This is a genomic window from Pedobacter sp. GW460-11-11-14-TSB4, from assembly GCF_059423705.1.
Genome location: NZ_JBWKYI010000001.1, coordinates 576,492 through 601,100 on the forward strand (window position 1 = coordinate 576,492; position 24,609 = coordinate 601,100).

At 37.9% G+C, this 24,609-nt stretch carries 22 protein-coding genes; 14 read left to right on the forward strand and 8 right to left on the reverse strand.

What is annotated here, in order from left to right; translation table 11 throughout:
- Window positions 1-101 precede the first annotated feature (101 nt).
- The gene (locus tag AC07YT_RS02555; RefSeq protein ID WP_086545945.1) at window positions 102-1,346 is read right to left on the reverse strand and encodes an ABC transporter permease; all 1,245 of its coding nucleotides are present in this window, start codon (window positions 1,344-1,346) and stop codon (window positions 102-104) included.
- Window positions 1,347-1,546: 200 nt separating this feature from the next.
- On the opposite strand from AC07YT_RS02555, the gene queA reads away from it, so the two are divergent.
- Window positions 1,547-2,596, forward strand: coding sequence for a tRNA preQ1(34) S-adenosylmethionine ribosyltransferase-isomerase QueA (gene queA / locus AC07YT_RS02560; protein ID WP_086549297.1), 1,050 nt, complete (start codon window positions 1,547-1,549; stop codon window positions 2,594-2,596).
- A 59-nt stretch (window positions 2,597-2,655) separates the two neighbouring features.
- Window positions 2,656-3,321 (forward strand): 2-C-methyl-D-erythritol 4-phosphate cytidylyltransferase, encoded by a 666-nt coding sequence (locus AC07YT_RS02565; protein WP_086545944.1) that lies wholly within the window; start codon window positions 2,656-2,658, stop codon window positions 3,319-3,321.
- A gap of 96 nt (window positions 3,322-3,417) precedes the next feature.
- Here the strand turns inward: AC07YT_RS02565 and AC07YT_RS02570 are convergent, their stop codons facing one another.
- The 6 genes from AC07YT_RS02570 to AC07YT_RS02595 all read right to left on the reverse strand — a co-directional run bounded on the left by AC07YT_RS02570 (window position 3,418) and on the right by AC07YT_RS02595 (window position 6,584).
- Window positions 3,418-3,576, reverse strand: a complete 159-nt coding sequence (locus tag AC07YT_RS02570; RefSeq protein WP_139180130.1) for a lmo0937 family membrane protein — start codon at window positions 3,574-3,576, stop codon at window positions 3,418-3,420.
- 178 nt (window positions 3,577-3,754) lie between these two features.
- A complete protein-coding gene (locus AC07YT_RS02575) occupies window positions 3,755-3,976 on the reverse strand; it encodes a DUF2795 domain-containing protein (protein WP_010603503.1) in 222 nt (73 codons plus the stop codon).
- A gap of 85 nt (window positions 3,977-4,061) precedes the next feature.
- The gene (locus AC07YT_RS02580; RefSeq protein WP_086545943.1) at window positions 4,062-4,610 is read right to left on the reverse strand and encodes a cob(I)yrinic acid a,c-diamide adenosyltransferase; all 549 of its coding nucleotides are present in this window, start codon (window positions 4,608-4,610) and stop codon (window positions 4,062-4,064) included.
- Between the two features lie 77 nt (window positions 4,611-4,687).
- On the reverse strand, window positions 4,688-5,446 hold the full coding sequence (locus tag AC07YT_RS02585) for an ABC transporter ATP-binding protein (RefSeq protein WP_086545942.1): 759 nt from the start codon (window positions 5,444-5,446) through the stop codon (window positions 4,688-4,690).
- A gap of 119 nt (window positions 5,447-5,565) precedes the next feature.
- Window positions 5,566-5,856: an Asp-tRNA(Asn)/Glu-tRNA(Gln) amidotransferase subunit GatC gene (gene gatC, locus AC07YT_RS02590; protein ID WP_086545941.1), complete on the reverse strand. Its 291-nt coding sequence runs from the start codon at window positions 5,854-5,856 to the stop codon at window positions 5,566-5,568.
- A gap of 2 nt (window positions 5,857-5,858) precedes the next feature.
- Entirely contained in the window at window positions 5,859-6,584 is a 726-nt protein-coding gene (locus AC07YT_RS02595) for a lysophospholipid acyltransferase family protein (RefSeq protein ID WP_086545940.1), read from the reverse strand.
- Between the two features lie 779 nt (window positions 6,585-7,363).
- Between AC07YT_RS02595 and trpS the strand changes: the two genes are divergently transcribed.
- The 4 genes from trpS (at window position 7,364) to kdsB (ending at window position 10,086) form a co-directional block, all read left to right on the forward strand.
- The gene (trpS, locus tag AC07YT_RS02600) at window positions 7,364-8,362 is read left to right on the forward strand and encodes a tryptophan--tRNA ligase (RefSeq protein ID WP_086545938.1); all 999 of its coding nucleotides are present in this window, start codon (window positions 7,364-7,366) and stop codon (window positions 8,360-8,362) included.
- Between the two features lie 78 nt (window positions 8,363-8,440).
- Window positions 8,441-9,055 (forward strand): deoxynucleoside kinase, encoded by a 615-nt coding sequence (locus AC07YT_RS02605; RefSeq protein ID WP_025144984.1) that lies wholly within the window; start codon window positions 8,441-8,443, stop codon window positions 9,053-9,055.
- A 42-nt stretch (window positions 9,056-9,097) separates the two neighbouring features.
- The gene (locus AC07YT_RS02610; RefSeq protein WP_086545937.1) at window positions 9,098-9,301 is read left to right on the forward strand and encodes a DUF5808 domain-containing protein; all 204 of its coding nucleotides are present in this window, start codon (window positions 9,098-9,100) and stop codon (window positions 9,299-9,301) included.
- The gene (gene kdsB / locus AC07YT_RS02615; protein WP_086545936.1) at window positions 9,298-10,086 is read left to right on the forward strand and encodes a 3-deoxy-manno-octulosonate cytidylyltransferase; all 789 of its coding nucleotides are present in this window, start codon (window positions 9,298-9,300) and stop codon (window positions 10,084-10,086) included. Before AC07YT_RS02610 ends, kdsB begins: the two co-directional genes overlap by 4 nt.
- Window positions 10,087-10,158: 72 nt before the next feature.
- Here kdsB and AC07YT_RS02620 read toward each other — a convergent pair whose 3' ends face one another.
- Window positions 10,159-11,112: a bifunctional helix-turn-helix transcriptional regulator/GNAT family N-acetyltransferase gene (locus AC07YT_RS02620; protein WP_086545935.1), complete on the reverse strand. Its 954-nt coding sequence runs from the start codon at window positions 11,110-11,112 to the stop codon at window positions 10,159-10,161.
- Window positions 11,113-11,230: 118 nt separating this feature from the next.
- On the opposite strand from AC07YT_RS02620, the gene AC07YT_RS02625 reads away from it, so the two are divergent.
- The 8 genes from AC07YT_RS02625 (at window position 11,231) to AC07YT_RS02660 (ending at window position 24,429) form a co-directional block, all read left to right on the forward strand.
- Window positions 11,231-11,773, forward strand: a complete 543-nt coding sequence (locus AC07YT_RS02625) for a hypothetical protein (RefSeq protein WP_086545934.1) — start codon at window positions 11,231-11,233, stop codon at window positions 11,771-11,773.
- A 156-nt stretch (window positions 11,774-11,929) separates the two neighbouring features.
- On the forward strand, window positions 11,930-12,406 hold the full coding sequence (locus AC07YT_RS02630) for a DinB family protein (RefSeq protein WP_086545933.1): 477 nt from the start codon (window positions 11,930-11,932) through the stop codon (window positions 12,404-12,406).
- A 145-nt stretch (window positions 12,407-12,551) separates the two neighbouring features.
- Complete coding sequence (locus tag AC07YT_RS02635; protein WP_086545932.1) at window positions 12,552-15,329, forward strand: outer membrane beta-barrel protein; 2,778 nt, start codon at window positions 12,552-12,554, stop codon at window positions 15,327-15,329.
- A 6-nt stretch (window positions 15,330-15,335) separates the two neighbouring features.
- The gene (locus AC07YT_RS02640; RefSeq protein WP_086545931.1) at window positions 15,336-16,097 is read left to right on the forward strand and encodes a GLPGLI family protein; all 762 of its coding nucleotides are present in this window, start codon (window positions 15,336-15,338) and stop codon (window positions 16,095-16,097) included.
- Window positions 16,098-16,258: 161 nt separating this feature from the next.
- Complete coding sequence (gene pyrG, locus AC07YT_RS02645) at window positions 16,259-17,875, forward strand: CTP synthase (protein WP_086545930.1); 1,617 nt, start codon at window positions 16,259-16,261, stop codon at window positions 17,873-17,875.
- Between the two features lie 20 nt (window positions 17,876-17,895).
- Window positions 17,896-19,689 (forward strand): membrane protein insertase YidC, encoded by a 1,794-nt coding sequence (yidC, locus tag AC07YT_RS02650; protein ID WP_086545929.1) that lies wholly within the window; start codon window positions 17,896-17,898, stop codon window positions 19,687-19,689.
- Between the two features lie 292 nt (window positions 19,690-19,981).
- Window positions 19,982-22,840, forward strand: a complete 2,859-nt coding sequence (locus AC07YT_RS02655) for a S9 family peptidase (protein ID WP_086545928.1) — start codon at window positions 19,982-19,984, stop codon at window positions 22,838-22,840.
- A gap of 317 nt (window positions 22,841-23,157) precedes the next feature.
- The gene (locus AC07YT_RS02660) at window positions 23,158-24,429 is read left to right on the forward strand and encodes a nucleoside recognition domain-containing protein (protein ID WP_086545927.1); all 1,272 of its coding nucleotides are present in this window, start codon (window positions 23,158-23,160) and stop codon (window positions 24,427-24,429) included.
- Window positions 24,430-24,609 lie beyond the last annotated feature (180 nt).

The following is a 24,609-nucleotide window of genomic DNA, read 5'->3' on the forward strand; positions in this document are numbered from 1 at the left end:
ACAAATGTGAATCTCACAAATCCTCGTTACAAACAAGGACTATAAAACTTTCACTGAATTTGCAAACTGAAAACCGCCAACTGCCAACTGGAAACTAAAAACTAACTCCTGATTGCCTCTACCGGATCTAACCTTGATGCGGAATAAGCTGGCCAAAAACCAGAAATCGTGCCGATAATGATCGATATTCCAATACCTAAGGCAATATTATTTAAGCCCAGTATAATGTGAAAATCTGTGGCCGCACCTATCCCCAGGGCGAGCAGAAAGACGAGCAATAAGCCCAGCAAACCACCTAAAATACAAAGCGAAATTGATTCGAATATAAATTGAAGCAGGATGAAATAATTTTTCGCGCCCAACGATTTTTGGATACCGATAATATTGGTACGCTCTTTAACCGATACAAACATGATATTGGCAATACTGAAACCGCCAACCAGGATCGAGAATCCACCAATTACCCAGCCGGCAATATTTACCATTTTAAACATCGAATCTAACTGGTTAGAAATAATGGTGGTTTTGTTTAACGCAAAATCTTCTTCCTGGCCTGGCCTGATTCTGTGGATCGAGCGCATTAAACCTTTCAATTCGCTTTCTACTTCCTCCAGACTTACGTTATCTTTACCCCGGACAGTTATTTGTGGTCCGTAACGTTCATTTTGAATATCTAAAACTCCTTTTGCAAAAGCAATTGGAATATTTACGTTTTTATCAAGGGAAGTACCTAACATATCTTCTCCTTCTTTTTTGAAAACACCAACAACGGTTAATCTTCTGCCCAAAATCTGCACTTGTTTACCCACTGGTGCATCGCCATCAAAAAGTCCGTCGGCAATGTCAGAGCCTAAAATACAAACAGGTGTACCATTTTTACTCTCATTTTCAGTAAAATAACGGCCGTCCTGAAGCTCGAAATTCCAGGTTTTATTAAAATCGTGTGAGGCTGCCCATACTGAAATGCCTTCTACCGAGTTACTTCTGTATTTGATTGTCCTGTCGTTAGTTGATATTTCGAAGGTAACGCCTTGCGCATGTTCAATTCGCTCGCGGAGGGCTTCGAAATCACGCAATGAAGGCTGAGGACGGTTCATGTATTTCCACCATGGATAATTATCGCCAAAACTCCATGGCCATTTTTGAATATAAATGGTGTTTGAGCCCAGTTTATCTACACTGGCCTGCAATTTACCACGAAAGGTATCTACTGCAGAGAATACAGCAATAATGGTAAAAATACCGATTGTTATAGCCAGAAGCGACAACATGGTGCGTAATTTATTCTGGCGCAACGCATCAAATGCAAAACGGAAACTCTCGCCTATTAGCCTAAAGATTATCATAATTAAAGGTTAGATGCAAAGCTTTTCAAAAGGTTACAGCTTATCTTCAAAACTAATTAATTTTATGTCTACAATGCATTAATCGACCTGTATTATTTGATTTAAAATGATTAAAACATAATATACATAAAATGCGTTTGATAAAATACGAAAAAGAAAAATTAAATTCGTATTTTTGCACCTCAAAAAATTCATCAAGAATGAAATTATCACAATTCAAATTCAACTTACCTGAATCATTAGTAGCCAATAATCCGGCAGAACAACGCGACGAAGCTCGCCTAATGGTTTTACATAAAGACAGCGGTAAAATTGAACATAAAATTTTCAAAGACGTTTTAGGTTATTTCGATGACAAAGACGTAATGATATTAAATAACACTAAGGTTTTCCCTGCCCGTTTATATGGCAATAAAGAGAAAACAGGTGCAACCATCGAGGTTTTCTTGCTACGTGAATTAAACAAGGAATTACGTTTATGGGATGTTTTGGTAGATCCGGCACGTAAAATCCGCGTAGGCAATAAATTATACTTTGGCGACGACGATTTATTGGTTGCTGAGGTTGTAGATAATACCACGTCACGTGGCCGTACCATCCGTTTCTTATTTGAAGGTACTGACGAAGAATTCAGAAAAAACGTTGAAATTTTAGGTGAAACTCCACTTCCTAAATATATTAAACGTAAAGCTACTGCTGAAGATAAAGAACGTTATCAAACCATTTTCGCTAAACACGAAGGTGCAGTAGCTGCTCCAACCGCAGGTTTACACTTTAGTCGTGAGTTGATGAAACGCCTTGAACTTAAAGGTGTAGAATTTGCAGAAGTAACGTTACATGTGGGTTTAGGAACTTTCAGAACGGTTGAGGTTGAAGATTTAACCAAACACAAGATGGATTCTGAGCAGTTTATCATCGAGCAAAAAGATGCGAACATTGTAAACAAAGCTTTAGAGGAAAAAAGAAAAATCTGTGCGGTAGGTACCACTTCTATGCGTGCGATCGAATCGGCTGTTTCTGCAAACAGAACGTTAAAAGCCGCTAACGACTGGACGAGCAAGTTTATCTTCCCTCCTTACGATTTCAGCATTGCAAATTCAATGATTACCAATTTTCACACACCAGAATCTACTTTATTGATGATGGTAAGTGCATTTGGCGGATACGAAAACGTAATGAATGCCTACGAAGTTGCAGTAAAAGAAAAATATAAATTTTACAGCTATGGCGATGCCATGCTAATTATATAAGTTTTGCGGTTGGCGTTTGGGGTTTTGTGCCCTAAACGCTTTACCCTAAACGCTCAACTATGAAATACTACGCTATAATTGTAGCAGGCGGTTCTGGAAATCGGATGCAAACGGAAACCCCAAAACAATTTCTACTGCTCAAAAACCTTCCGGTTTTAATGCACACCATCAAAGCTTTTGCACAAAGCGATACCCAACCTAAAATTTTACTGGTACTCAACAAAGATCAACAGGCTTACTGGTTTAGGTTATGTGAAGAATTTAATTTCCATGTACCACATCAGGTTATCGATGGCGGCACGGAGCGTTTTCATTCGGTAAAAAATGCAATCCATGCCATTGAAGAGGAAAGTTATGTGGCCATTCACGATGCTGTTCGTCCACTGGTTTCCAAATCTCTTATCGACAATTGTTTTAAAGCAGCTGAGCTTCAGGGAAACGTGATTACGGCAGTACAATCAAGCGACAGTGTACGCTTGCTTAGAGACGATAAAACAACGGCATTAAAACGTGATGAAATTTATTTAGTGCAAACACCACAAACTTTTAGCCTTAACATTCTTAAGGAAGCTTATAACCAGGAATTCAATGTTCATTTTACCGATGATGCAAGTGTAGTAGAATCTGTAGGCTACGGGATTAATATCATCGAAGGAGAAAGAGGAAACATTAAAATCACCTACCCCATCGATCTGGAGCTTGCCGAATTGTTGCTGAAAAATTAAAATACAAAAAAGGAGTTTCAAAAATGAAACTCCTTTTTTAATCCACTTACTTTAAAGTCTTAATTTAAACACATGGATATCGGTGCGATATATCTTTTACGCAGCCCGGCCAATTACTTTAAGCAGAATTGCAATAACTGCGATTACCAATAAAACGTGGATTATACCGCCAACGTCGCCGAAGCCGTGAAATATAAATCCGATCACCCATAGTATTACCAATACTACTGCGACTAAATACAATAAATTTCCCATAGTGTTAATTTTTTAGTAATGTTATTATTTGGAGTATTAACACTCAGCTTTTCGGTTTTGTTTAAAAAATGTAATTATTTTATTGGTGCGCTCACATATAGGAAATAAAAATGAAGAGATGAAGGCATAAAAAAACCTCCCAGTTTAGCTGGAAGGTTTTTTTTGTAGTTTCTGATGTTTAGTATTCATCCTCATTAAAGAAGAAATCTTCTTTAGTTGGATAATCAGGCCAAATTTCCTCAATGGTTTCATAAGGTTCGCCATCATCTTCTAATGCCTGTAAGTTTTCAATTACTTCTACCGGGGCACCAGAGCGGATACCATAATCAATTAATTCGTCTTTAGTTGCAGGCCATGGTGCGTCTTCCAAGTGCGATGCTAATTCTAATGTCCAATACATATCGTCAATTCAATTAAATTCTTGTTCTTATTATTGCGCAAAGTATATTAAAATTTTTGAGCAAAACAAACTTATTTTTCCACTATTAAACCCGCGGAATCCAAATGTTTTCTTCCGCCTTAAAATACACGGTCAGTTTTCGTGCCAAAACGAATAAATAATCGCTTAAACGATTCAAATAAATGGTTACACGCTCATCTACAAAGCTATTTTCTGCAAGTGCCACGGTCAGCCGTTCAGCCCTTCTGCAAACACATCGCGCAATGTGGCAGTAAGAAACTACAGTGTTTCCACCTGGCAAAACAAAATGTTTTAAAGCGGGTAACTTTTCGTTCATCAGGTCCATCTCATTTTCCAGCAAAGTAATGTCGGCATCGTGCAGATCAGGGATTTTCATTCTGGACGTTTCAGGATCGGCTGCAAGCGATGAGCCAATGGTAAATAACCTGTCCTGAATTTCCTTTAGTAGTTTCTGGTCCTGCGTTTCAATATCCTGACACATGATTAAGCCGATGTACGAATTTAATTCGTCAACAGTTCCATAGGTTTCGATACGCAAATGATATTTAGGCACACGGGTACCACCAATGAGTGATGTTTGCCCCTTATCGCCTGTTTTCGTGTAGATTTTCATGCTGGAATGGTTTAAGGTGAAAGGTTTAAGGTTTAGGGTTTTCAAAGCCTTAGGCCCTACACCTTATGCCATCAACCTCAATTGATTTTCTCCCAATCGCTGCCATTATCTTTCAAAGCCTGCAAACGTGGAGATACATTTTTGATGTCGGTATTTAAATAATCGTTTTCAATCAAACCATCACGCATACGTACAATGCGGTGGGCGTGCTGTGCAATATCTTCTTCGTGTGTTACTAAAATGATGGTATTGCCTTTGCTGTGGATTTCTTCCAGTAAACCCATTATTTCAATTGATGTTTTGGTATCTAAGTTACCGGTTGGCTCATCTGCTAAAATAATAGAAGGGTTATTGATCAAAGCCCTGGCCACAGCCACACGCTGACGCTGACCGCCCGATAATTCATTTGGCTTATGATCCATGCGATTACCTAAGCCTACATTTTCTAATGCTCTAGCGGCTCTTGCATCCCTGTCCTTTTTGCTTGTTCCGGCATAAATTAAAGGTAAGGCTACATTATCTAAAGATGTTGAGCGTGGCAATAAGTTAAAGGTTTGAAAAACAAAACCGATTTCCTGATTACGCACTTCTGCCAGGGCATCATCACTCATGTGACTCACATTGGTTCCATTTAAAACATAGGTTCCGCTTGAAGGTGTATCCAAACACCCTAAAATATTCATCAGGGTTGATTTACCAGAACCAGATGGCCCCATCAATGCTACAAATTCGCCTTTATTAATATCTAAAGAAACTGATTTTAAAGCGTGAATCACTTCAGATCCAATAACATATTTACGGCCAATTTCTTTTATCGTGATGAGTGGTTTCTCCATGTTTTTTCTTTTTTAGACAAGCGTAGCAGGTAAGATGTTACAAGACGGTTAAAAATTAATAAAACTCATGATGCTGATCCGATAACTATCAGATTCAGTTCAGCATGACGATAGATCTATTATTTTTCAATAATTTTTGGCACCATGAAAAACTGGTCGCTATGCTTTGCTGCGTTTTTCAAGCCATCAGCCGTAGCTATTTCCTGTTTCACTATATCTTCTCTCCAAACATTTACCGATTCGTTCATATAAACCAGCGGTTTTACATTTGAAGTATCCAATTCATTTAATTTTTCCATGAATGACAAAATTTTGTTCATTTCAGGAATGAGTGTATCCACCTGTTTATCATCAATATGAATTCTGGCCAGATCGGCTATTTTATGGATGGTTTTTGCGTCTAAATTCATATCTATACTAACTTATTATCAATCAATGTATAAACCTTTTCTTTCAATACATCAGCATCAACATCGGCCAAAGTTGATGTATTTATGGGTTTGTGGACGTAAATATCGCAAATTCCTGGCTTACTTCCATACTTTGCGCCGTCGTCCCAATTAATTTTCCAAACATCGGTAATACTCACGGGTACCAGCGGGATATTTTTATCAATGGCCAAACGGAAGGGACCATTTTTAAATTCGCCTAACTTGGGAGGGTAATGATCATCAATTTTACCTTCCGGAAAGATAATCAGACTCATTCCTTTTTCCAGGTTCTCGCCAGCTTTTTTAAATGCTTTAAAAGCCGAAATCTTACTGTCGCGGTTTACTGAAATATCGATGGTTTTAAAAAAAATGCCCAATACCGGATTATTCAGCAGTTCATCCTTTCCCATAAAGTGAAATTTACCATGCCCCATAATACAGAAAATCATGATATCCAGGTTAGAGGTGTGGTTGGCGCAGTAGATATAGGTTTGTTTACGATTCAGCTTTTCTTCATACTGGAAACGAAAAAAAACACCTGAAAACAGACTGCACAAAAAACTATTGGCTTTTCTGAAAAAATTCAGGATGCTGTAATATTTCTCATTACGTGAAGTAACGTAGTATAAAGGATAGAACAGAGCGAAAAAAAACAGTATCCAGAATAGAAACCATACCCGGTGTACTTGTCTTAGAAAATAAATCATAGATAATCAAAAATATAAAATAGTTTGATATTTCAAGTATGTGTTTATCCTGCAGGTGTTGTGACTCCAATCGCTAGGAAAAATTCGATCCACATTCTCACGTTGAGCTTACTAATGAATGTTATCGGGTAGAAACACCTTTGTTAGCTTGTATTTATTTTTAGCCTATTTTTTTAATAAGATCGTCGTGCTGTCCCGAAGCTTCGGGATCAGCATCTTTCCTGCTATTAACAGATTTTGATTTCTTATTAAACAATAGTTAAGAGATAAATTTTGTTGTTTTCCGCTCTTTGCCGCGGGGGCATGGTACTTTGTGGCGCCAAAGTACCCAAAGCGCTTTGTCAATCCGGCAATGTGGCTTTTCATTACCCTGGCTCATCAAAAAAACAACGGCACTTCGTTTTGTGTTCAAAATTCGTCAAACCTTTGAATAAGCGCTTATGAACACAAAACCACTGCGTTTAAGGTTTGTAATTGCAACTTGTTCTTTCTGCACCTGTTTTTTTGATTCTCCCGCCACTTGGGGTTGACGGTGTTCTTCGGTAAAACCTGTGCTTCATTAAAGGGTGTTAGCAAAATGTATAAAAAACCTACATCGAAAGATGTGTACACACCATAGGATGATCGGCTCAAGTTGTAGAAAAATCTAGTCCTTCGACAGACTCTCCGTTCCACTACGTTGCACTCCGGTCGAGATGACGAGTGTTCTAAAAAATCTTACCATTAAAAATGAAGCGATTTATGATTTGCTTGTATTTTATTTTTAATTTCGTGCCATTATGAAAGAAACAGTGGTGAGCGGCATTCGCTCAACAGGAAAATTACATTTGGGTAATTATTACGGTGCGGTTAAAAACTTCGTTCAAATGCAGAACGACTATAATTGCTACTTTTTTATTGCCGATTTACACTCGTTAACTACACATCCTACTCCAGCCGATTTACATGGAAACATTAAACATGTTTTGGTTGAATACCTGGCGAGTGGAATTGATCCAGAAAACAGCACCATTTACATACAAAGTGATGTTCCCGAAATTGCGGAGTTATACCTATATCTAAATATGAACGCGTATATGGGTGAACTGGAGCGCAGTACTTCTTTTAAAGATAAGGTGCGTGCCAACCCTGATAACGTAAATGCAGGTTTATTAACCTATCCGGTACTAATGGCGGCCGATATTTTAATCCATAAGGCTACAAAAGTACCTGTTGGAAAAGATCAGGAGCAACATTTGGAGATGGCCCGTACTTTCGGAAACCGTTTCAACAGGTTATACAATACGGAATATTTCCCTGAACCTTATGCTTTTAGCTACTCTGACAAACTGGTTAAAGTACCTGGTTTAGATGGTAAAGGAAAAATGGGTAAATCAGAAGGTGAAGCCAATGCCGTTTATCTATCTGATGATCCTGAAACCATCCGCAAAAAAGTAATGAAAGCAGTTAGCGACGGTGGTCCAACAGAAGAAAACCAACCTAAACCTGAGCCGATCCAGAATCTTTTTGATTTAATGAAAGTGGTATCGAGTGCTGATACCCTTGCACATTTTGAAGATTTGTACAGCAAAATGCAGATCCGCTATGGTGATTTCAAAAAACAACTGGCAGAAGATATGATTATTACGACTGCACCTATGCGTGAGCGTATTTTGGATATTGCCAAAGATGATGCTTACCTAAGACAAGTTGCTAAACACGGCGCATTAAAGGCCCGTGAAAGCGCACAAAAAACCATCAGAGAAGTTCGCAGTTTAATCGGGTTTAAAAGTTTTTAATTAATATTGTGGTAAGCGGATCGCGGTTGGCGCTATAATCGCCTGACGCAAAACGCTCACCGCAAAACGCAAGAAAATATGCACATAGCAATTGTAGGAAATATAGGTGCCGGTAAAACTACCTTAACAGGCTTATTGGCCAAGAATTATGGATGGGAAGCTTTATACGAAGCTGTGGACAATAACCCTTATCTGGAAGATTTTTACAGCGACATGAAACGATGGAGCTTTAACCTGCAGATTTATTTCCTGAATAGCCGTTTTCAGCAAATTACCGATATTGAGGTTAATAAACGTAATGTCATCCAGGACAGGACCATTTACGAGGATGCACATATTTTTGCCGAAAACCTGCATGATATGGCTCTAATGACCACCCGTGACCATGATAACTACCGGGCTATTTTTGATAATATTACATCTTTTATTAAACCGCCAGATTTATTGGTTTACTTGCGTGCGTCGGTACCTACATTGGTGAATAATATCCAGCGTCGTGGCCGTGAATACGAAGCAGGCATCCGTATCGATTACCTGTCTAAACTGAACGAAAAATACGAAGCCTGGATTAAAGGTTATAACCTGGGTAAATTATTGATTTTAGATAAAGATAAGTTAGATTTCACCAACAACCCTGAAGATTTAGGTACGGTAATCCAATCTATAGAAGCGGAGATTAACGGTTTATTTTAACACTCCTGCCCCTAAATGGTTTAAATATTTAATGTGATAAATATGGAAAAAGATTTCGAACACGATAATCCGGAGAACTGGAAATGGGGTACTTTTTATTTCAATAAAAAAGATTCGAGATTAATTGTTCCGAAACGTGTAAAATTGCTTGGTTGGACATTCAATTTTGCACATCCGATATCTTATATTATCATCGCATTGATCTTCATATTTGTTTTTTATCAATTCTATCGAAATAATATATGAGTGATAGAAATTTAAGCTCCACGTTAGGAAATCCAAAAATTATCGGAATTATTCCTGCACGATATGCCTCTACCCGTTTTCCGGGAAAGCCGTTAGTAGATATTGCTGGAAAAAGCATGATCCAAAGGGTTTACGAACAGGCATCGAAAGCCAAAAGCTTATCGAAAGTAGTCATTGCCACCGATGATGAACGGATTGCCGATGAAGTAAAACGGTTTGGTGGAGAATTTATCTTCACCTCATCTGATCACCAAAGCGGAACCGACAGATGCGCTGAAGTGATTGAAACTTTACCCGGCTACGATATTGTGATCAACATACAAGGCGATGAACCATTTATCGAACCTGCCCAGATTGAATTATTGGCAAGCTGCTTTACCGAAGAAAAAGTACAACTGGCAACGTTAATCAAATCAATCCAAAGCCAGGAAAGTGTATACAATCCCAATAGCCCTAAAGTGGTGATCGATGTAAACGGTCGTGCCATGTATTTTAGCCGGAGTCCAATTCCTTTTATCAGAAATGGTGAACCAGGTGTATGGGCAGAAAAACATCAGTTTTATAAACATATTGGTATTTATGGTTACCGGACAGAATCGTTGAAAGCCATCACCAAATTGCCTCCATCCTCTTTAGAAATTGCCGAAAGTTTAGAGCAGCTTCGCTGGATTGAAAACGGATTTTACATTCAGACTAAAGTAACTGATTTAGAAACAGTTGCAATAGACACGCCAGAGGATTTATTGAAACTAAATAAATTGCTTAAGGCGTTGAAACTGGAATAATTGGTTATAAGTTTAGGGCTTAGCGGTTATTACTACTCCCTAAACCCTAAACGCCCCGCGCTAACCATTCATTTACCTAATCACCAGCTCCATCTGGATATTGCAACGCGTATACGGCGTTGGTTTACCTGCCACTTTTTGAAAACCTAACTTGTGATAGAGATTTATCGCCGGTTTTAAAATGGTATTGCTTTCTAAATAAATTTTTGAGGCGCCTAACGATCTGGCTTTTTCTACAATGGCATTTGCCAATAAAAAGCCAACATTTTTACCCTGTGCTTTTGGCGATACAGCCATCTTGGCCAGTTCAAAATCGTATTCGCCGTCATTCATTTTAATTAATGCACAAACGCCTAAGGGCTCGCCTTCGTAAAGTGCAATGAGTATAAAACCTCCTTTATCTAAAATATAACCCTGCGGATTGTCCAGCGCTTTATAATCAGAATCTTCCATGGTAAAATACTGTGAAATCCATTCCACATTGAGCGACCTGAATATGTCCTGGTATTTGGGTTGGTAATCTACAATTTCGACTTTTAAGCTATCACGCTCTTTTTTCTTTTCCATTACCCTTCTTAGTAAAGTTTTTTGTTCCAATAAAAACTCCCACTCGCCTATGGCTTCCCAAAGGTTATTTTGCGATTGAGCGGAAATTTCTTCAACGGCAGCATTTACATCAATCAATTGATCTTCTATTTTTGCCGAAATCTCCATCCCCATTTCTGAAAGGCTCACCACATTTCTACGTCCATCGGCTTTGTCTTTGCTTTCTTTAACATAACCTTTTTTCAGCATTTCACTGATAATTTTACTTACTGACGGGTGCGAATGACCGATTTCTTTAGCGAGTTCGGTTATGGTTTTTTCCTTGTCTTTGGTTAAAGCATAAAATACCGGAAACCACTTGGGCTGCATATCGATATCATACAATTGATATATCTGTGCACCATCTTCTGTCACTTTATCGGTTAACATCCTTAACCTGCTTCCTATAGCGACCTTACCTACCTGTTCAAAAAAATTCATAACAACAATTAATTACGTAATCAGTTACGCAAATATAAAAACTTAATTATTGATCACAAATTTTTTATCTGTAAATCATTCAATTTAAATTTTTACTATTTTAGATCGATTTACCAATATGAAAAGAAAATCCATCACACTGCTCCTGCTTACTATCGTTTTTTTTGCCTGTAATTCGGACAACAAAAAGGAAACCAATGCCATTGAATTTAAAAACGTTAACCAAAGCCTCGCTAAGTCATTTTCCGATTTAAAACGTTTGGATACTTTTAAAATCGAACTTACCGGCAGAAAACCTGAAGAAATGGTTTTGAACTTTACGATTAAAAATGCCGATGGAAAAGAAATTTACAATACCAAAATCAAAGGAACTGAATTATTGGGCAGTACTGATCCAAATGTTGACCTCTCCAAAGAAAAAGACCAGGTTATATTCTTAAAAACCATTGCCGATGATTTTTTCAGTGATGATAATTTTCTCGAACCTGCTGTAATGCCGGAAGATAAGGCCGACAATTACACGCCCGACAAAGCCCTTTACGAAGAATTAAAGAAATCGGGATTAAACGGTTTCAAATATCGTTTAGGAAAAGAGAATAACATTTATATTGCCTGGAGCGAAAAAGAGCAGAAAGTAAAAATTTACTATAACTGTTGTTAATAGCTATAAATCAATGTCAGCAAATTAGAATCCAATTCGTTGTTAAAAAAAGCCACAGATTCGCAGATTGTATCTAATCTGTGGCAAAAAATAAAAATTTGTAGAAAAGTAAGTCTTGCACTAAAAGTCCATAGTTTCAACTAAGAAATGAGACCAATGAAAAGATCTGAGTTTATTGCAAACCGCCTGAGAGAAGTTTTATTAAACGGATATTGGATTGCCAATACCAACTACAAAGACCAGTTATTAAGTATTACCTGGCAACAGGCTACACATCAGATAGCAGATTTAAATACCATTGCGGCTTTAACCTACCACATTAATTATTACCTGCTTGGCATTTTAAATGTATTTAAAGGCGGCTTGCTCGAAATTAAAGATCAATATAGTTTCGACCTTCCGCCAATACAATCAGAAGCGGATTGGAAAAAACTGGTGGAAGCGTTTTTGGCAAATTCGGCAGCTTTCGCTGATGAAGTAGCACAAATTCCTGATGAAAAATTAGATGAAATATTTGTAAATGAAAAGTATGGCACCTATCTGCGCAATATAGAAGGCGTAATTGAGCATAGCTATTACCATTTTGGACAAATTGTACTCATCAAAAAATTGATCTTGGCAGCAGAAAAATAAAATGTCATCATTCTCTGTGTTAAGCTATCCCTCCTCCTTTTCTTTATAAAAAAATATTTTAATATTTATTTTTAAACTAAATAAATAGTTGTAGTTTAGTGCACTCAACCAAACATAAATTATTTAACGTTTCTCCAGATCCTCCATGCTCAAGCAACTCTTCTCGGCTCTTATTTTTTCATTACTATTTTTACCCGCACTGGCACAAAACGCAAGCATCAAAGGTGTTGTAGTTGATACTGTTGAAAAAACAAAATTACAAAATAGTGCTATCCTGCTGATATCAAGCAAAGATTCTATTTTAATTAAAGATGCACGCACTAAGGCCAACGGTGCATTCGAGTTTTCGAATTTAAAAAAAGGAAATTATACCCTGGTGGTTACCTTCCCTAAAATGGCCGATTATATCAGAGACATCCAGTTGTCTGATTCATCCAAATTCAACCTGGGTAATATTGCGATGGATAGCAAAGCCACGCTCTTAAATGAAGTGGTAATTAAGGCTCAAAAACAGGCCATTAGCATGAAAGGCGATACCATAACTTATCAGGCAGATAGTTTTGCAGTAAAACCACATGCCAATCTACAGGATTTATTAAGGCGCTTACCGGGAATTGAGGTAGATAAAGATGGCGCCATAAAAGCTGGCGGAAAAGATGTAAACACGCTTTTGGTTGATGGCGAGGAATTTTTTGGCGACGATCCGCTTCTGGCACAAAAATACCTGAAAGCCAATGCGGTTAGCGAAGTGCAGGTTTACGATAAAAAAACCAAAGAGGAAGAATTATCAGGCATAAAAGAAGGCGATGCCAAAGAGAAAGTCATGAACATCAAGCTCAAGGAAAACGCTAAAAACGGGTATCTCAGTACCCTGGATGCCAATAGCGACCTCAAGCACTATAAAAACATCGGTGGTATGGCGGGCATTTATAAAAACAAATTAAAAGCTGCTGTATTTGGATCCAATTCCAATACCAATCAGGATTCGAAAGCAAGCGCCGCCATGAGTAAGTTAAAAGGCAATGATTATGATGTAATTGAAGTGGGTGATGACGGCAGTACGGTGATGATCAGCTATGGCGGCAGCCGTGATGAGGATGATTTTTCGCCATCCAGTGGCCTGCCTGATGTAACCGGATATGGTGCGCATTTTTCCGACAAATGGAATGAAAACAAAATTGGCCTAAAACTGAATTATAAAGTCAGTGAAAGAAATATATTGGACAGAACCACCTATAAAAACCAGTCGTTATTGCCTAATGGAACGAATTTCTTTAGCGAAGGCAGATCAAACAGCGAAACCAGAAACACCGGGCAAAGTTTAAAAGGTAGCGTTGATGTTAAAATAGATTCACTTTCTACCTTAAAAATATCGTTTGCAGGCAGTAAACGAAAAAACAGCAGCCAGTATATAAGCACCAACGAAACCAAAAATGACGCCGGGATATTTGTTAACAACAGTGATCAGTTTAACGACAGCAATGGCGACAATGATTTGTTTAACGGAAATATCAATTACTCGAAAAAGTTTGTAAAAAAAGGAAGAACACTTTCCATTGATATACAACCTGAAACCAAAAGCAGCACCAGCCTGGGTACCAGTTTAAGTGTAACCAATTATACCGATGGCAGTGGAACAATTAACAGAACGGTTAACCAGAATTTCCTGAACGATAATTCGGGCACCGAAAGCTCTCTAGGTACCAGAATATCGTATACAGAACCTTTGGGCAAACAATTTTCGTTACAAACAGCCTATAGCTTTAAAACTGTGGCATCAAATAGCCATAAACTGGTGTTCGATAAATCATTAAATAATAAACGTATCGATTCGCTGAGCAACAATTTCGATTTCAATAATTTTTCGAACATTGGTAAAGTGGTATTGCAATACAGATCGAAGAAGTTCACCTTATCTGGTGGTGCAGAGGCTACCGAAACCACATTTGAGCTGAATGATTTAGACCGGAACAACAAATTTAACCGGAACTATTTAAACTGGGCCCCACAGAGTAACTTCAACTATAAACTAGGCAAAAGTACCAGTGTATCATTAAGCTACAACGGAAATACCCGACAGCCTAGTCTGGATCAATTACAACCCATCAGACAAATCAACAATCCACTTTATGAAATAAGAGGTAATCCAGATTTAAAACCATCGTTCAACAATAATTTTGGCTTTAATTTTAATATTTACCAGCAAAAATCGCAGATGTACGCCTACGTATACGGCGGCTATAGCTTTACCAAAAATGCTGTTGTGAGTACGAGAACAGTTGATGAGGTAAACAAAACCATCAGCAGTTATATCAATTTAGATGGGAATAATAATTTTTACGGAGGTGCAAGCTTTAATAAAAGTTTTAGTAAAATTCATTTTAATACCGGCTTTAATGCCAGTTTTAACCATTCGACATCCGTTTCCATTTTAAACAACAAACTGAATGAAAATGTAAACAACAGCCTGAGTTTCCGTCCACGCTTTAGTTATTATGACAATAAAGTTCAGCTGCAGTACAATCCTTCCTTTACGTTTTCGAACAGCCGGTCATCCATCGGTTCGATAAATAATGGAAAAAGCTTTATCCACAATCATGATATTTCAGGGAACATCCAGCTCCCCTATAATACCGAGTTTAACACCAGCATATCATTATCTTATCAACCTGCCAATTCCTCATTCAGCACACCCGTAAATATTGCGTTATGGAACGCTTATTTATCTAAGAAAATGCTTAAATCACAAGAATTAGAAGTAAAAGTATCCATTTCTGATATTCTGGCTGAGAAAATTGGCTATAACCGTTATGTTGGAGGCAATAGCATCAGCGAATATACCAACAGCTTTATTCCGAGGTACGTACTGATTGGCGTTACCTATAATTTAACCGGAAATTTCATTAAACAAGACAAAAAATAACAGAAGATGAAACACTTAGGATTAACAATGATGCTGTTTTTTGCAGTGACGATAATTAAAGCACAAACCGTTTTCATCAAGAGTGCTAAAATAACTTTCGAGAAAAAAATCAACCAAAAACAGCAACTGGCTTCGAACACCTGGATCTCAGACGATGCCAGGGATAAAATGAGCAAGTACAGAATTTCCAATTGGGATTACAGTTTTAACGATAGCTGCTCTATTTATAAGCTTAAACCAAAAGAAACCTTAAACGATAATAATTTCTTCTTTATTGCCGGTGAAAATACAAATGAAATGTACACCGACTTTAGTAAAAAGGCAAGGGTAATCAGAAAACCAATAAATGGCGAAGATTTTATTTTAAAAGACACTATCCCCCATCTCAACTGGAAAATCATGCACGATGTTCGCCAGATTGCCGGTTACGAATGCCGTAAAGCGACCGCAGTAATAAACGATTCTGTTACCGTAGTGGCTTTCTATAGTGAAGAAATTTTATTAAAAGGCGGTCCAGAAGGATTTACGGGTTTGCCTGGAATGATATTGGGGCTGGCCATTCCACGATACAACACCACATGGTTTGCCACCAAGGTTGAGGCCAAAAACGTTCCCATCTTAAACATTGTTCCACCTTCAAAAGGAAAAAGGACGGATACTGAAAAAGATTTCAAAAAAATGATCGACCTCTATACCCGTTATGATGATAAAAAGAACCCCAGAAAGATAGAAGATATAAAAAAAGAACTTTACAAGCTGATACTTTAAGTTGGCGCCTAAGCTAAAACAGTCACTATCAGAGATATAATATGATGAAAAAATAATCTGGCAAGTATCTAATCGAGCGATAATTTTTTGTACCTTTGTATCCCGTACAAAAACAATTAAACAGGCTCAAAACACCTGGTTAATTCCACAAATTATCAATCATGACAAAGTATATTTTTGTTACGGGCGGTGTTACTTCCTCTTTAGGTAAGGGCATCATTTCCGCATCTTTAGCTAAACTTTTACAGGCACGTGGCTACCGTGTAACCATTCAAAAATTCGATCCGTACATCAATATCGATCCGGGAACTTTAAATCCATACGAACATGGCGAATGCTTTGTAACCGAAGATGGTGCTGAAACCGACCTGGATCTTGGTCATTATGAGCGTTTCCTTAACGTTCCAACATCGCAGGCAAACAACATCACTACCGGCCGTATTTACCAGAACGTAATTAACAAAGAACGTAAAGGTGAGTACCTGGGCAAAACAGTTCAGGTTGTACCTCACATTACCGACGAAATTAAACGCAACATGCGTATTTTAGGCGATAGCGGTGAATACGATATTGTGATTACTGAACTTGGCGGAACTGTTGGTGATATTGAATCTCTACCATTCATTGAGGCTGTTCGTCAGTTTAAATGGGAAGAAGGCAGTACCAATGCCATTGTAATCCACTTAACCCTGGTACCTTATTTAGCTGCTGCCGGCGAGTTAAAAACGAAACCAACGCAACACTCTGTTAAAGCTTTACTGGAATACGGAATACAGCCGGATATACTGGTTTGCAGAACCGAGCACCACATTAGTCCTGAGATCAGAAAAAAAATTGCTTTATTTTGTAACGTTAACATCAATGCGGTAGTCGAATCGATGGATGCATCTACTATTTATGATGTGCCATTGTTGATGTTAAAAGAACAATTGGATAAAACTGTTTTATCGAAATTAAAATTACCGACCAAAAGCGATCCGGATATGGAAAGCTGGAAAGATTTCTTAGGCCGTTTAAAAAATCCTACCGCAGAGGTTAGAATTGGTTTGATTGGTAAGTATGTAGAATTACCTGATGCTTATAAATCAATTATCGAATCTTTTGTACACGCAGGTTCGAAAAATGAATGTAAGGTTAAAGTAGAATATATCCATTCCGAAGGAATTTTCCCTGATAATGTAAAAGACAAATTAGGTCACTTACAAGGTGTTTTAGTGGCACCAGGTTTTGGTAGCCGCGGTATTGAGGGTAAAATTGATGCCATAAAATATGTTCGTGAGAACAATGTTCCTTTCTTCGGCATCTGCCTGGGTATGCAATGTGCTGTGATCGAATTTGGCCGTAACGTTTTAGGTTTGAAAGATGCACATACGACAGAAATTGAAGAAAATGCTGCAAATCCGGTAATTAACATGATGGAAGAGCAGAAAAAAATAACAAACAAAGGTGGAACAATGCGTTTAGGCTCTTACCCTTGCGATATTAAAAAAGGAACAAAAGCTTTTTCTATTTACGGTAAATCGCACATTAATGAGCGTCACCGTCACCGTTACGAATTTAATAATGATTATTTAAAACAATACGAAGATGCAGGAATGATTGCATCAGGTATGAATCCACAAACCAATTTAGTTGAAATTGTGGAGCTTAAAAATCATCCATTTTTCGTTGGCGGACAGTTTCACCCGGAATTAAAATCAACAGTTGCTAATCCTCACCCACTTTTTGTTAAATTTGTCGCCGCTGCGATGGAGTTTGCAAAAAAGAAAACGAATTAAAAGCAGTATATACGTAAATAATGGATAGAAATACCTTTACAGGACTGTTCCTGATTATGATCATTTTGGCAGGATCATTCTATTTTTTGAGGCCGAGCACGGCTGAAATGAAACAAGCCAAAGAAAGAGACAGTATCGAATTGGCAAAAAAATCTGGTATTACACCAGTACAAAAAGATACCACTAAAACAGCTGCAATTGCTAACCCGGCTGTAGATTCTTTAGCGTTAAAAGGTCCTTTTGGTACCGCAATAACCGGTACAGAAGCCAATACCGTGTTAGAAAACGAGAATTTATTAATCACTTTAAGCAATAAAGGCGGTAAAATTACTTCGGTTGAAATTAAAGGCCAGAAAACCTTTACCGGTAAACCATTGATTTTATTTGATGGAAATCAGAACAAGTTTGGTTTAAATCTTAATGCTGCTGGTAAAGTAATTAATACCAACGATTTATACTTTACTCCTACAAAAACCGGAAATACAGTTACCATGCGTGCCAATTATGGCGCTAACGCATATGTAGAATATGTATACGATTTAAAGGCGTTAAGTAATAAAGTTGCTTTCAACATCAATTTAGTTGGCTTACAACAAGTAATTGCAGGTAATAACATTGGTTTAAACTGGCAGACTACTTTATTACAGCAAGAAAAATCGATCGAAAGTGAGCACCGTTACTCTGCACCATACTACAAATATTTAGATGGCGATGTAGACCACCTAAGTGTTTCGAAAGATGAGAAAGAAGATTTATCGAAAGGTAAAATCCAGTGGTTCTCTTTCAAACAACACTTTTTCTCCGCTTCTTTAATCTCTAAACAGGCTTTCGAAAAAGGAAGTTTAGAAGTTAAAATTCCAACGGCTCCAGGTTTGGTGAAGTTTTATGATGCCAATATGCAATTGCCATATGCACATACGGCTAACCAGGTTTATGAAATGGAATTCTATTTCGGAACCAACAAATTCTCGGCACTAAAAGCACAAGGTTATGATTTAGAGCAACAGGTTGATATGGGCTACTGGCCATTGAAATACATTAACCGTTTCATCGTACTACCTGTATTTAACTTTTTAAACAGCTTTGGCTGGAACTATGGATTAATCATTTTGGTATTAACCATTTTACTAAAAGTTGCTTTATCGCCACTTACTTATAAGTCTTATCTTTCAATGGCTAAAATGAGAGTTTTAAAGCCGGAAATGGACGAAATTAAAGCTAAGGTAGGCGAAGATAATCCAACACTGGTTCAACAGGAATATTTAAAACTCTATAAGAAAGCCGGTGTAAATCCGCTGGGCGGATGTTTGCCTATGGTATTACAATTGCCTTTGGTAATGGCCTTCTTCTTCTTCTTCCCTAACTTGTTTGAGCTACGTGGCGAGAGTTTCTTGTGGATGAAAGATTTATCAACTTATGATGAGTTTATCAAATTCGGCGTAAAAATCCCTTTCATTGGCGATCACTTAAGTTTAATGTGTGTATTGATGACCATCTCTACATTGATTATGACTTATTTCAACAATCAGGTTTCTGGAGCAACTGGTCAAATGAAGTACATCGGTTACATCATGCCGGTTATTTTCTTAGGTGTGTTAAATAGCTACCCTGCCGGATTAAACTATTATTATTTCTTAGCCAACTTAATGACTTTCGGACAGCAGTTCTTAATTCGTAAAATGGTTGACGATGATAAAATCCATGCTTTGATTCAGCAAAACAAAGCCAGACCAGCTGATGAGAAAAAGAAAAAGTCTAAATTCCAGCAACGTTTGGATGACTATATGCGTCAGCAACAACAAGCTAAAAAGTAATCTTACTTTTAAATTATACGGAATCCCTGATTACTTCAAAGTGATCGGGGATTTTTGTTTTGGGCGGAGCGGATGGCGTGAAGCGTTAGGCGTTTAGCGGAGAGCGTTTGGCGTGAAGCGTTTAGCGGAGAGCGTTTAGCAAGGAGTTTTACACAATATATCTTCGGACCTTCCAACCTTCAGCCTTTATGGCTTTTAATTGTAATATTTGACATACAAGTTTCTTAATAAGCTAAAAAATTCCAATTTTAGAAGATTAAATCTCAACCAACAAATTACTTAACTTTTAAAAATGCAAAAGAGACTAACTATTATTCTGTTTTTCGTTGTCAGCTTTGCCTACGCACAAAAGAAACCCCTAGATCATTCGGTATACGATACATGGGAATCAGTAGGAACAAAGCAATTATCAAATAATGGTCAATGGGCGATGTACAGCATCTTACATCAAGAAGGAGATGCACAGCTGTACCTGACCAATATTAAAACCAATGCGAAGATGAACATCCCAAGAGGAATGAACTCGCAGTTTAGTAACGATTCCAAATTCGCGGCTTTTAACATCCGCCCTTTAAATAAAGATTTACGTCAGGCTAAAATAAAAAAGAAAAAAGCTGATGAATTACCAAAAGATTCGTTGGGTATTGCTAACCTTACTACCAATGCCGTTACTAAAGTGGCCAGGGTAAAATCTTTCAAATTTCCTGAAGAAGGTGCGGGTGTGATGGCTTACTTAACTGAAAAACCAGATACAGCAAAAAAAACAGTAAAACCAGCTGAGAAAAAAGATGGTGAATCAGATTTTGCTGATGATGAGCCTGCGGCTAAAGGTAAAACTGAAGAAGGAACCGATTTAGTGGTAAAAAACCTTTTAACAGGTACAGATAAAACCTATAAATTCGTTACCGACTATTACTTCAGTAAAGATGGCAAACAATTGGTTTTTGCCTGCAGTGGCTCTAAAAAGGACAAAACTGCTCCACAAGGTGTATTTCTGTTAAATACAGAAAAAGGTACACTTAAAACCCTGATTAAGGGCAAAGGAAGTTTCAAAAATTTCACCTTTGATGAGGAAAGCGAACATGTAGCTTTTGTAGGCGAGCAAAGTCCGGAGAAACAGGAAATAAAAGATTACAATATTTATTACAACTCTTTAACGCTCGATACTGCACAGATATTGGTTGATTTTGATATGCCTGGCCTACCCGCAAAATGGTCGGTTAATGGCGATGGTAAAATCACTTTTAGTAAAGATGGCAAGAAATTGTTTTTTGGCATCTCTCCTATCAAAAAACCAAAGGATACGACTATCGTAGATTTCGAAGTGGCGAAAGTTGATGTCTGGAATTACAAAGACGATTATTTGCAGCCTATGCAGCTTAAAAACGCAGAAAGAGACAGCAAAAAAAGTTATTTATCTGTGATTGATGTGTACAGCAGTGACCCAAAAGTAATTCCGCTTACCGATTTAAAATTACCTGATGCAAATATCATAGCGGAAGGTGATGCCGGGCAGGTTTTAGCTTCTACAGATTACGGTCGCAGGATAGAATCGCAATGGAGCGGTTCAACTTCAAAAGATTACTATTTGGTTGACACGAAAAATGGCCAGAAAAAGAAAATCATCGAGAACCTTAATGGTTATGCATTGGCATCACCGGCAGGAAATTATGTTTTATACTTCGATCGAAAATCGGGCAGTTGGAATACCTACAATGTAACTACAGCAAAGGTTACCGTTTTAACTGCAGGTTTAAGTGAAAAATTTGTTGATGAAGAGAATGATGTACCAGACTTACCTTCTGCTTATGGCTTAGCTACCTGGACTGAAGGTGATAAAGCCGTTTTAATTAACGATAAATATGATATCTGGTCATTCTCACCAGACGGAAAATTGGCACCAAAAAATATTACTGCTGGTTTTGGAAGAGCGAATAACATTACTTTCCGTTACGAAAGAGTACAACAAGACAACAGATTTGAACGCAATGCAGATAGCAAATTTGTAAAAGCGAACGAAACGGTTTGGTTAGATGGCTTTAACAACCTCACTAAAGAAAATGGTTTTTACCGCACCAACGTTGGTTCGGCTAAAGCACCAGAATTGGTGGTAATGGCTAAGTTTAAATATTCAAACCTGGTAAAAGCTAAAGATGCCGATGTTTACATTTACGATAAAGCCAACTATGTAGAATCGCCAAATGTTTACATCACTACAGATTTCAAAACTGAAACCAAATTAAGCAATACCAATCCTCAACAAAAAAACTATAACTGGGGTACGGCTGAGCTGGTGAAATGGACCACACCAAAAGGCTATAAGGCCGAAGGCATCCTTTACAAACCTGAAAACTTCGATCCAAATAAGAAATACCCGATGATTGCTTATTTCTACGAAAAATTAACGGATGGTTTATATACCTATCAGGCGCCGGCTCCTACGCCATCACGTTTAAATATTTCTTATTTCGTGAGTAACGGATACCTGGTTTTTGCACCTGATATTAGTTACGAAACTGGTCATCCAGGTAAATCGGCAGTTGAATTTATCAATTCAGGTGTAGAAAGTCTGAAAAAAAATAGCTGGGTTGATGGCAGTAAAATTGGTATTCAGGGACAAAGCTGGGGCGGTTATCAGGTAGCTTACCTTATTACACAGAATAACATGTATGCTGCAGCCTGGGCTGGTGCACCTGTAGCCAATATGACTTCTGCTTATGGTGGCATCCGCTGGGAAACAGGTATGAACCGTCAGTTCCAATACGAGAAAACACAAAGCCGTATCGGTGCAACCCTTTGGGAAAAACCTGAGTTATATATCGAGAACTCACCATTATTTATGTTCCCGAAAGTAAATACACCAGTTGTGGTAATGGCGAACGATGCAGACGGTGCTGTGCCATGGTATCAAGGAATTGAGATGTTTACCGGCTTGCGCCGTTTAGGTAAACCAGTCTGGATGCTTAACTACAATGGTGAAGCACACAATTTGGTCCAACGCCAGAACCGTAAGGATATTCAAATCCGTGAACAACAATTTTTCGACTATTATTTAAAAGGTGCAAAGGCTCCGGCCTGGATGACCAGTGGAATTCCTGCTACTGAAAAAGGAAAAACCTGGGGCTTTGAATTAACAGATGATAAACCTTAGTTAGTCCGGAGTCGGAAGTCCGGAGTCGGAAGTCCGGAGTCCATAGTTAAAAAAGTCCATGATTGATAGCATATCTATTGGTCATGGACTTTTTGGTTGATGGGTTAGATGCTCAAGTAATATACGGTTAAAAGATTTCCTATAGATGGCTTTAATTTATAGTCGTCACCCTGTACCGAACCTTCGGGGCAGCAGGACGATCGCGTTAGGTAAAAGAGGTAAAATTGGTCGTTACAAACAAATACAAATCAAATACAGGCTACTATGAAATTCGGCTTAAAAAAGCTATTTTCACATCAAAAAACTAAACAACCCTAATGGCATTAAGCAGAATCTGGTCAGCATTTATTATCGTGGCTATTGTAGTAGCAAGTATTAAATGTTTCTTTTTCGGACATAGCGATATTTTTAACTGGATGGTAATTGGTAAATCATCCGATCCGTTGAATCCCTTAAAATTAGATGGTATTATCGAAACTTGCTGGATCGCAGTTGACCTTTGTATTAAATTAATCGGAACACTGGCCTTATTTATGGGCTTAATGAGCATTGCTGAAAAAGCAGGTGGTATCCGTTTATTATCTAGAATTATTGGTCCATTCTTTTCGAAACTCTTTCCGGAGATCCCAAAAGGGCACCCCTCTATGGGACATATGATCATGAATTTCTCAGCCAATTTATTAGGTTTAGATAATGCAGCCACGCCATTTGGCATCAAGGCCATGGAAAGTTTGCAAGAGCTCAATCCGAATAAAGATGTTGCCAGCAATTCGCAGATTATGTTTTTATGTTTACACGCTGCAGGCCTATGTTTAATTCCAGTTAGTGTAATCGCCATTAGGTCTACTCAAAATGCGCAAGACCCAACTGATATTTTCATTCCTTGTTTAATCGTCACTTTTGTCGGTACCATGGCAGCCATGCTTATTGTATCCTTTAAACAAAAAATAAACTTGCTTCAGCCGGTTATCATTACCTGGGTATTAAGTATCTCGGCAGTGGTTGGTTTACTGGTTTGGTATGTAAGTAAGTTAAATGCAGAAAGCATAAAATCATTTTCAGGCTTATTAAGTGGTGGAATAATTTTATTAATCTTTTTATTGATTGTATTGGGTGCCTTATATAAAAAAATAGATGTTTTTGATGCGTTTATTGATGGTGCCAAAGGTGGATTTGAAACGGCACTGAAAATCGTTCCTTATTTAGTTGGGATTTTAGTTGCGGTAAGTATGCTGAGAACCAGCGGGACTTTTGATGTGGTGATGAGCGGCATTAAAAACGTGTTTGTATTTTTTGGAGCCGACACCAAATTTGTTGATGCGCTACCAACAGCTTTAATCAGGCCTTTAAGTGGTGGCGCTGCCCGTGGAATGATGGTAAGTACCATGATTTCAAGCGGACCTGATTCATTTGCCAGTAAATTATCGGGTGTTTTCCAGGGGGCTTCTGATACTACTTTTTATGTAGTAGCGGTTTACTTTGGATCTGTTGGCATAAAGAATACACGTTATGCCATTGGCTCAATGTTATTGGCTGATTTGGTTGGCGTTTGTACAGCCATTGCACTCAGTTATATGTTTTTTGCATAAATCGTAGTTCATTGGTCATTGGTTCATTAGTCATTTGTTTATTGGTCATTAGTGTGTTACCCATCTATCGTTATTGCGAGACTGATTCACCCGTTGCATTCAGAATGACCAAGAAAGCACTGAACAGCTACAAAAAATCCCTGCCAGAAAATATCTGACAGGGATTTTTAATAAATCGCT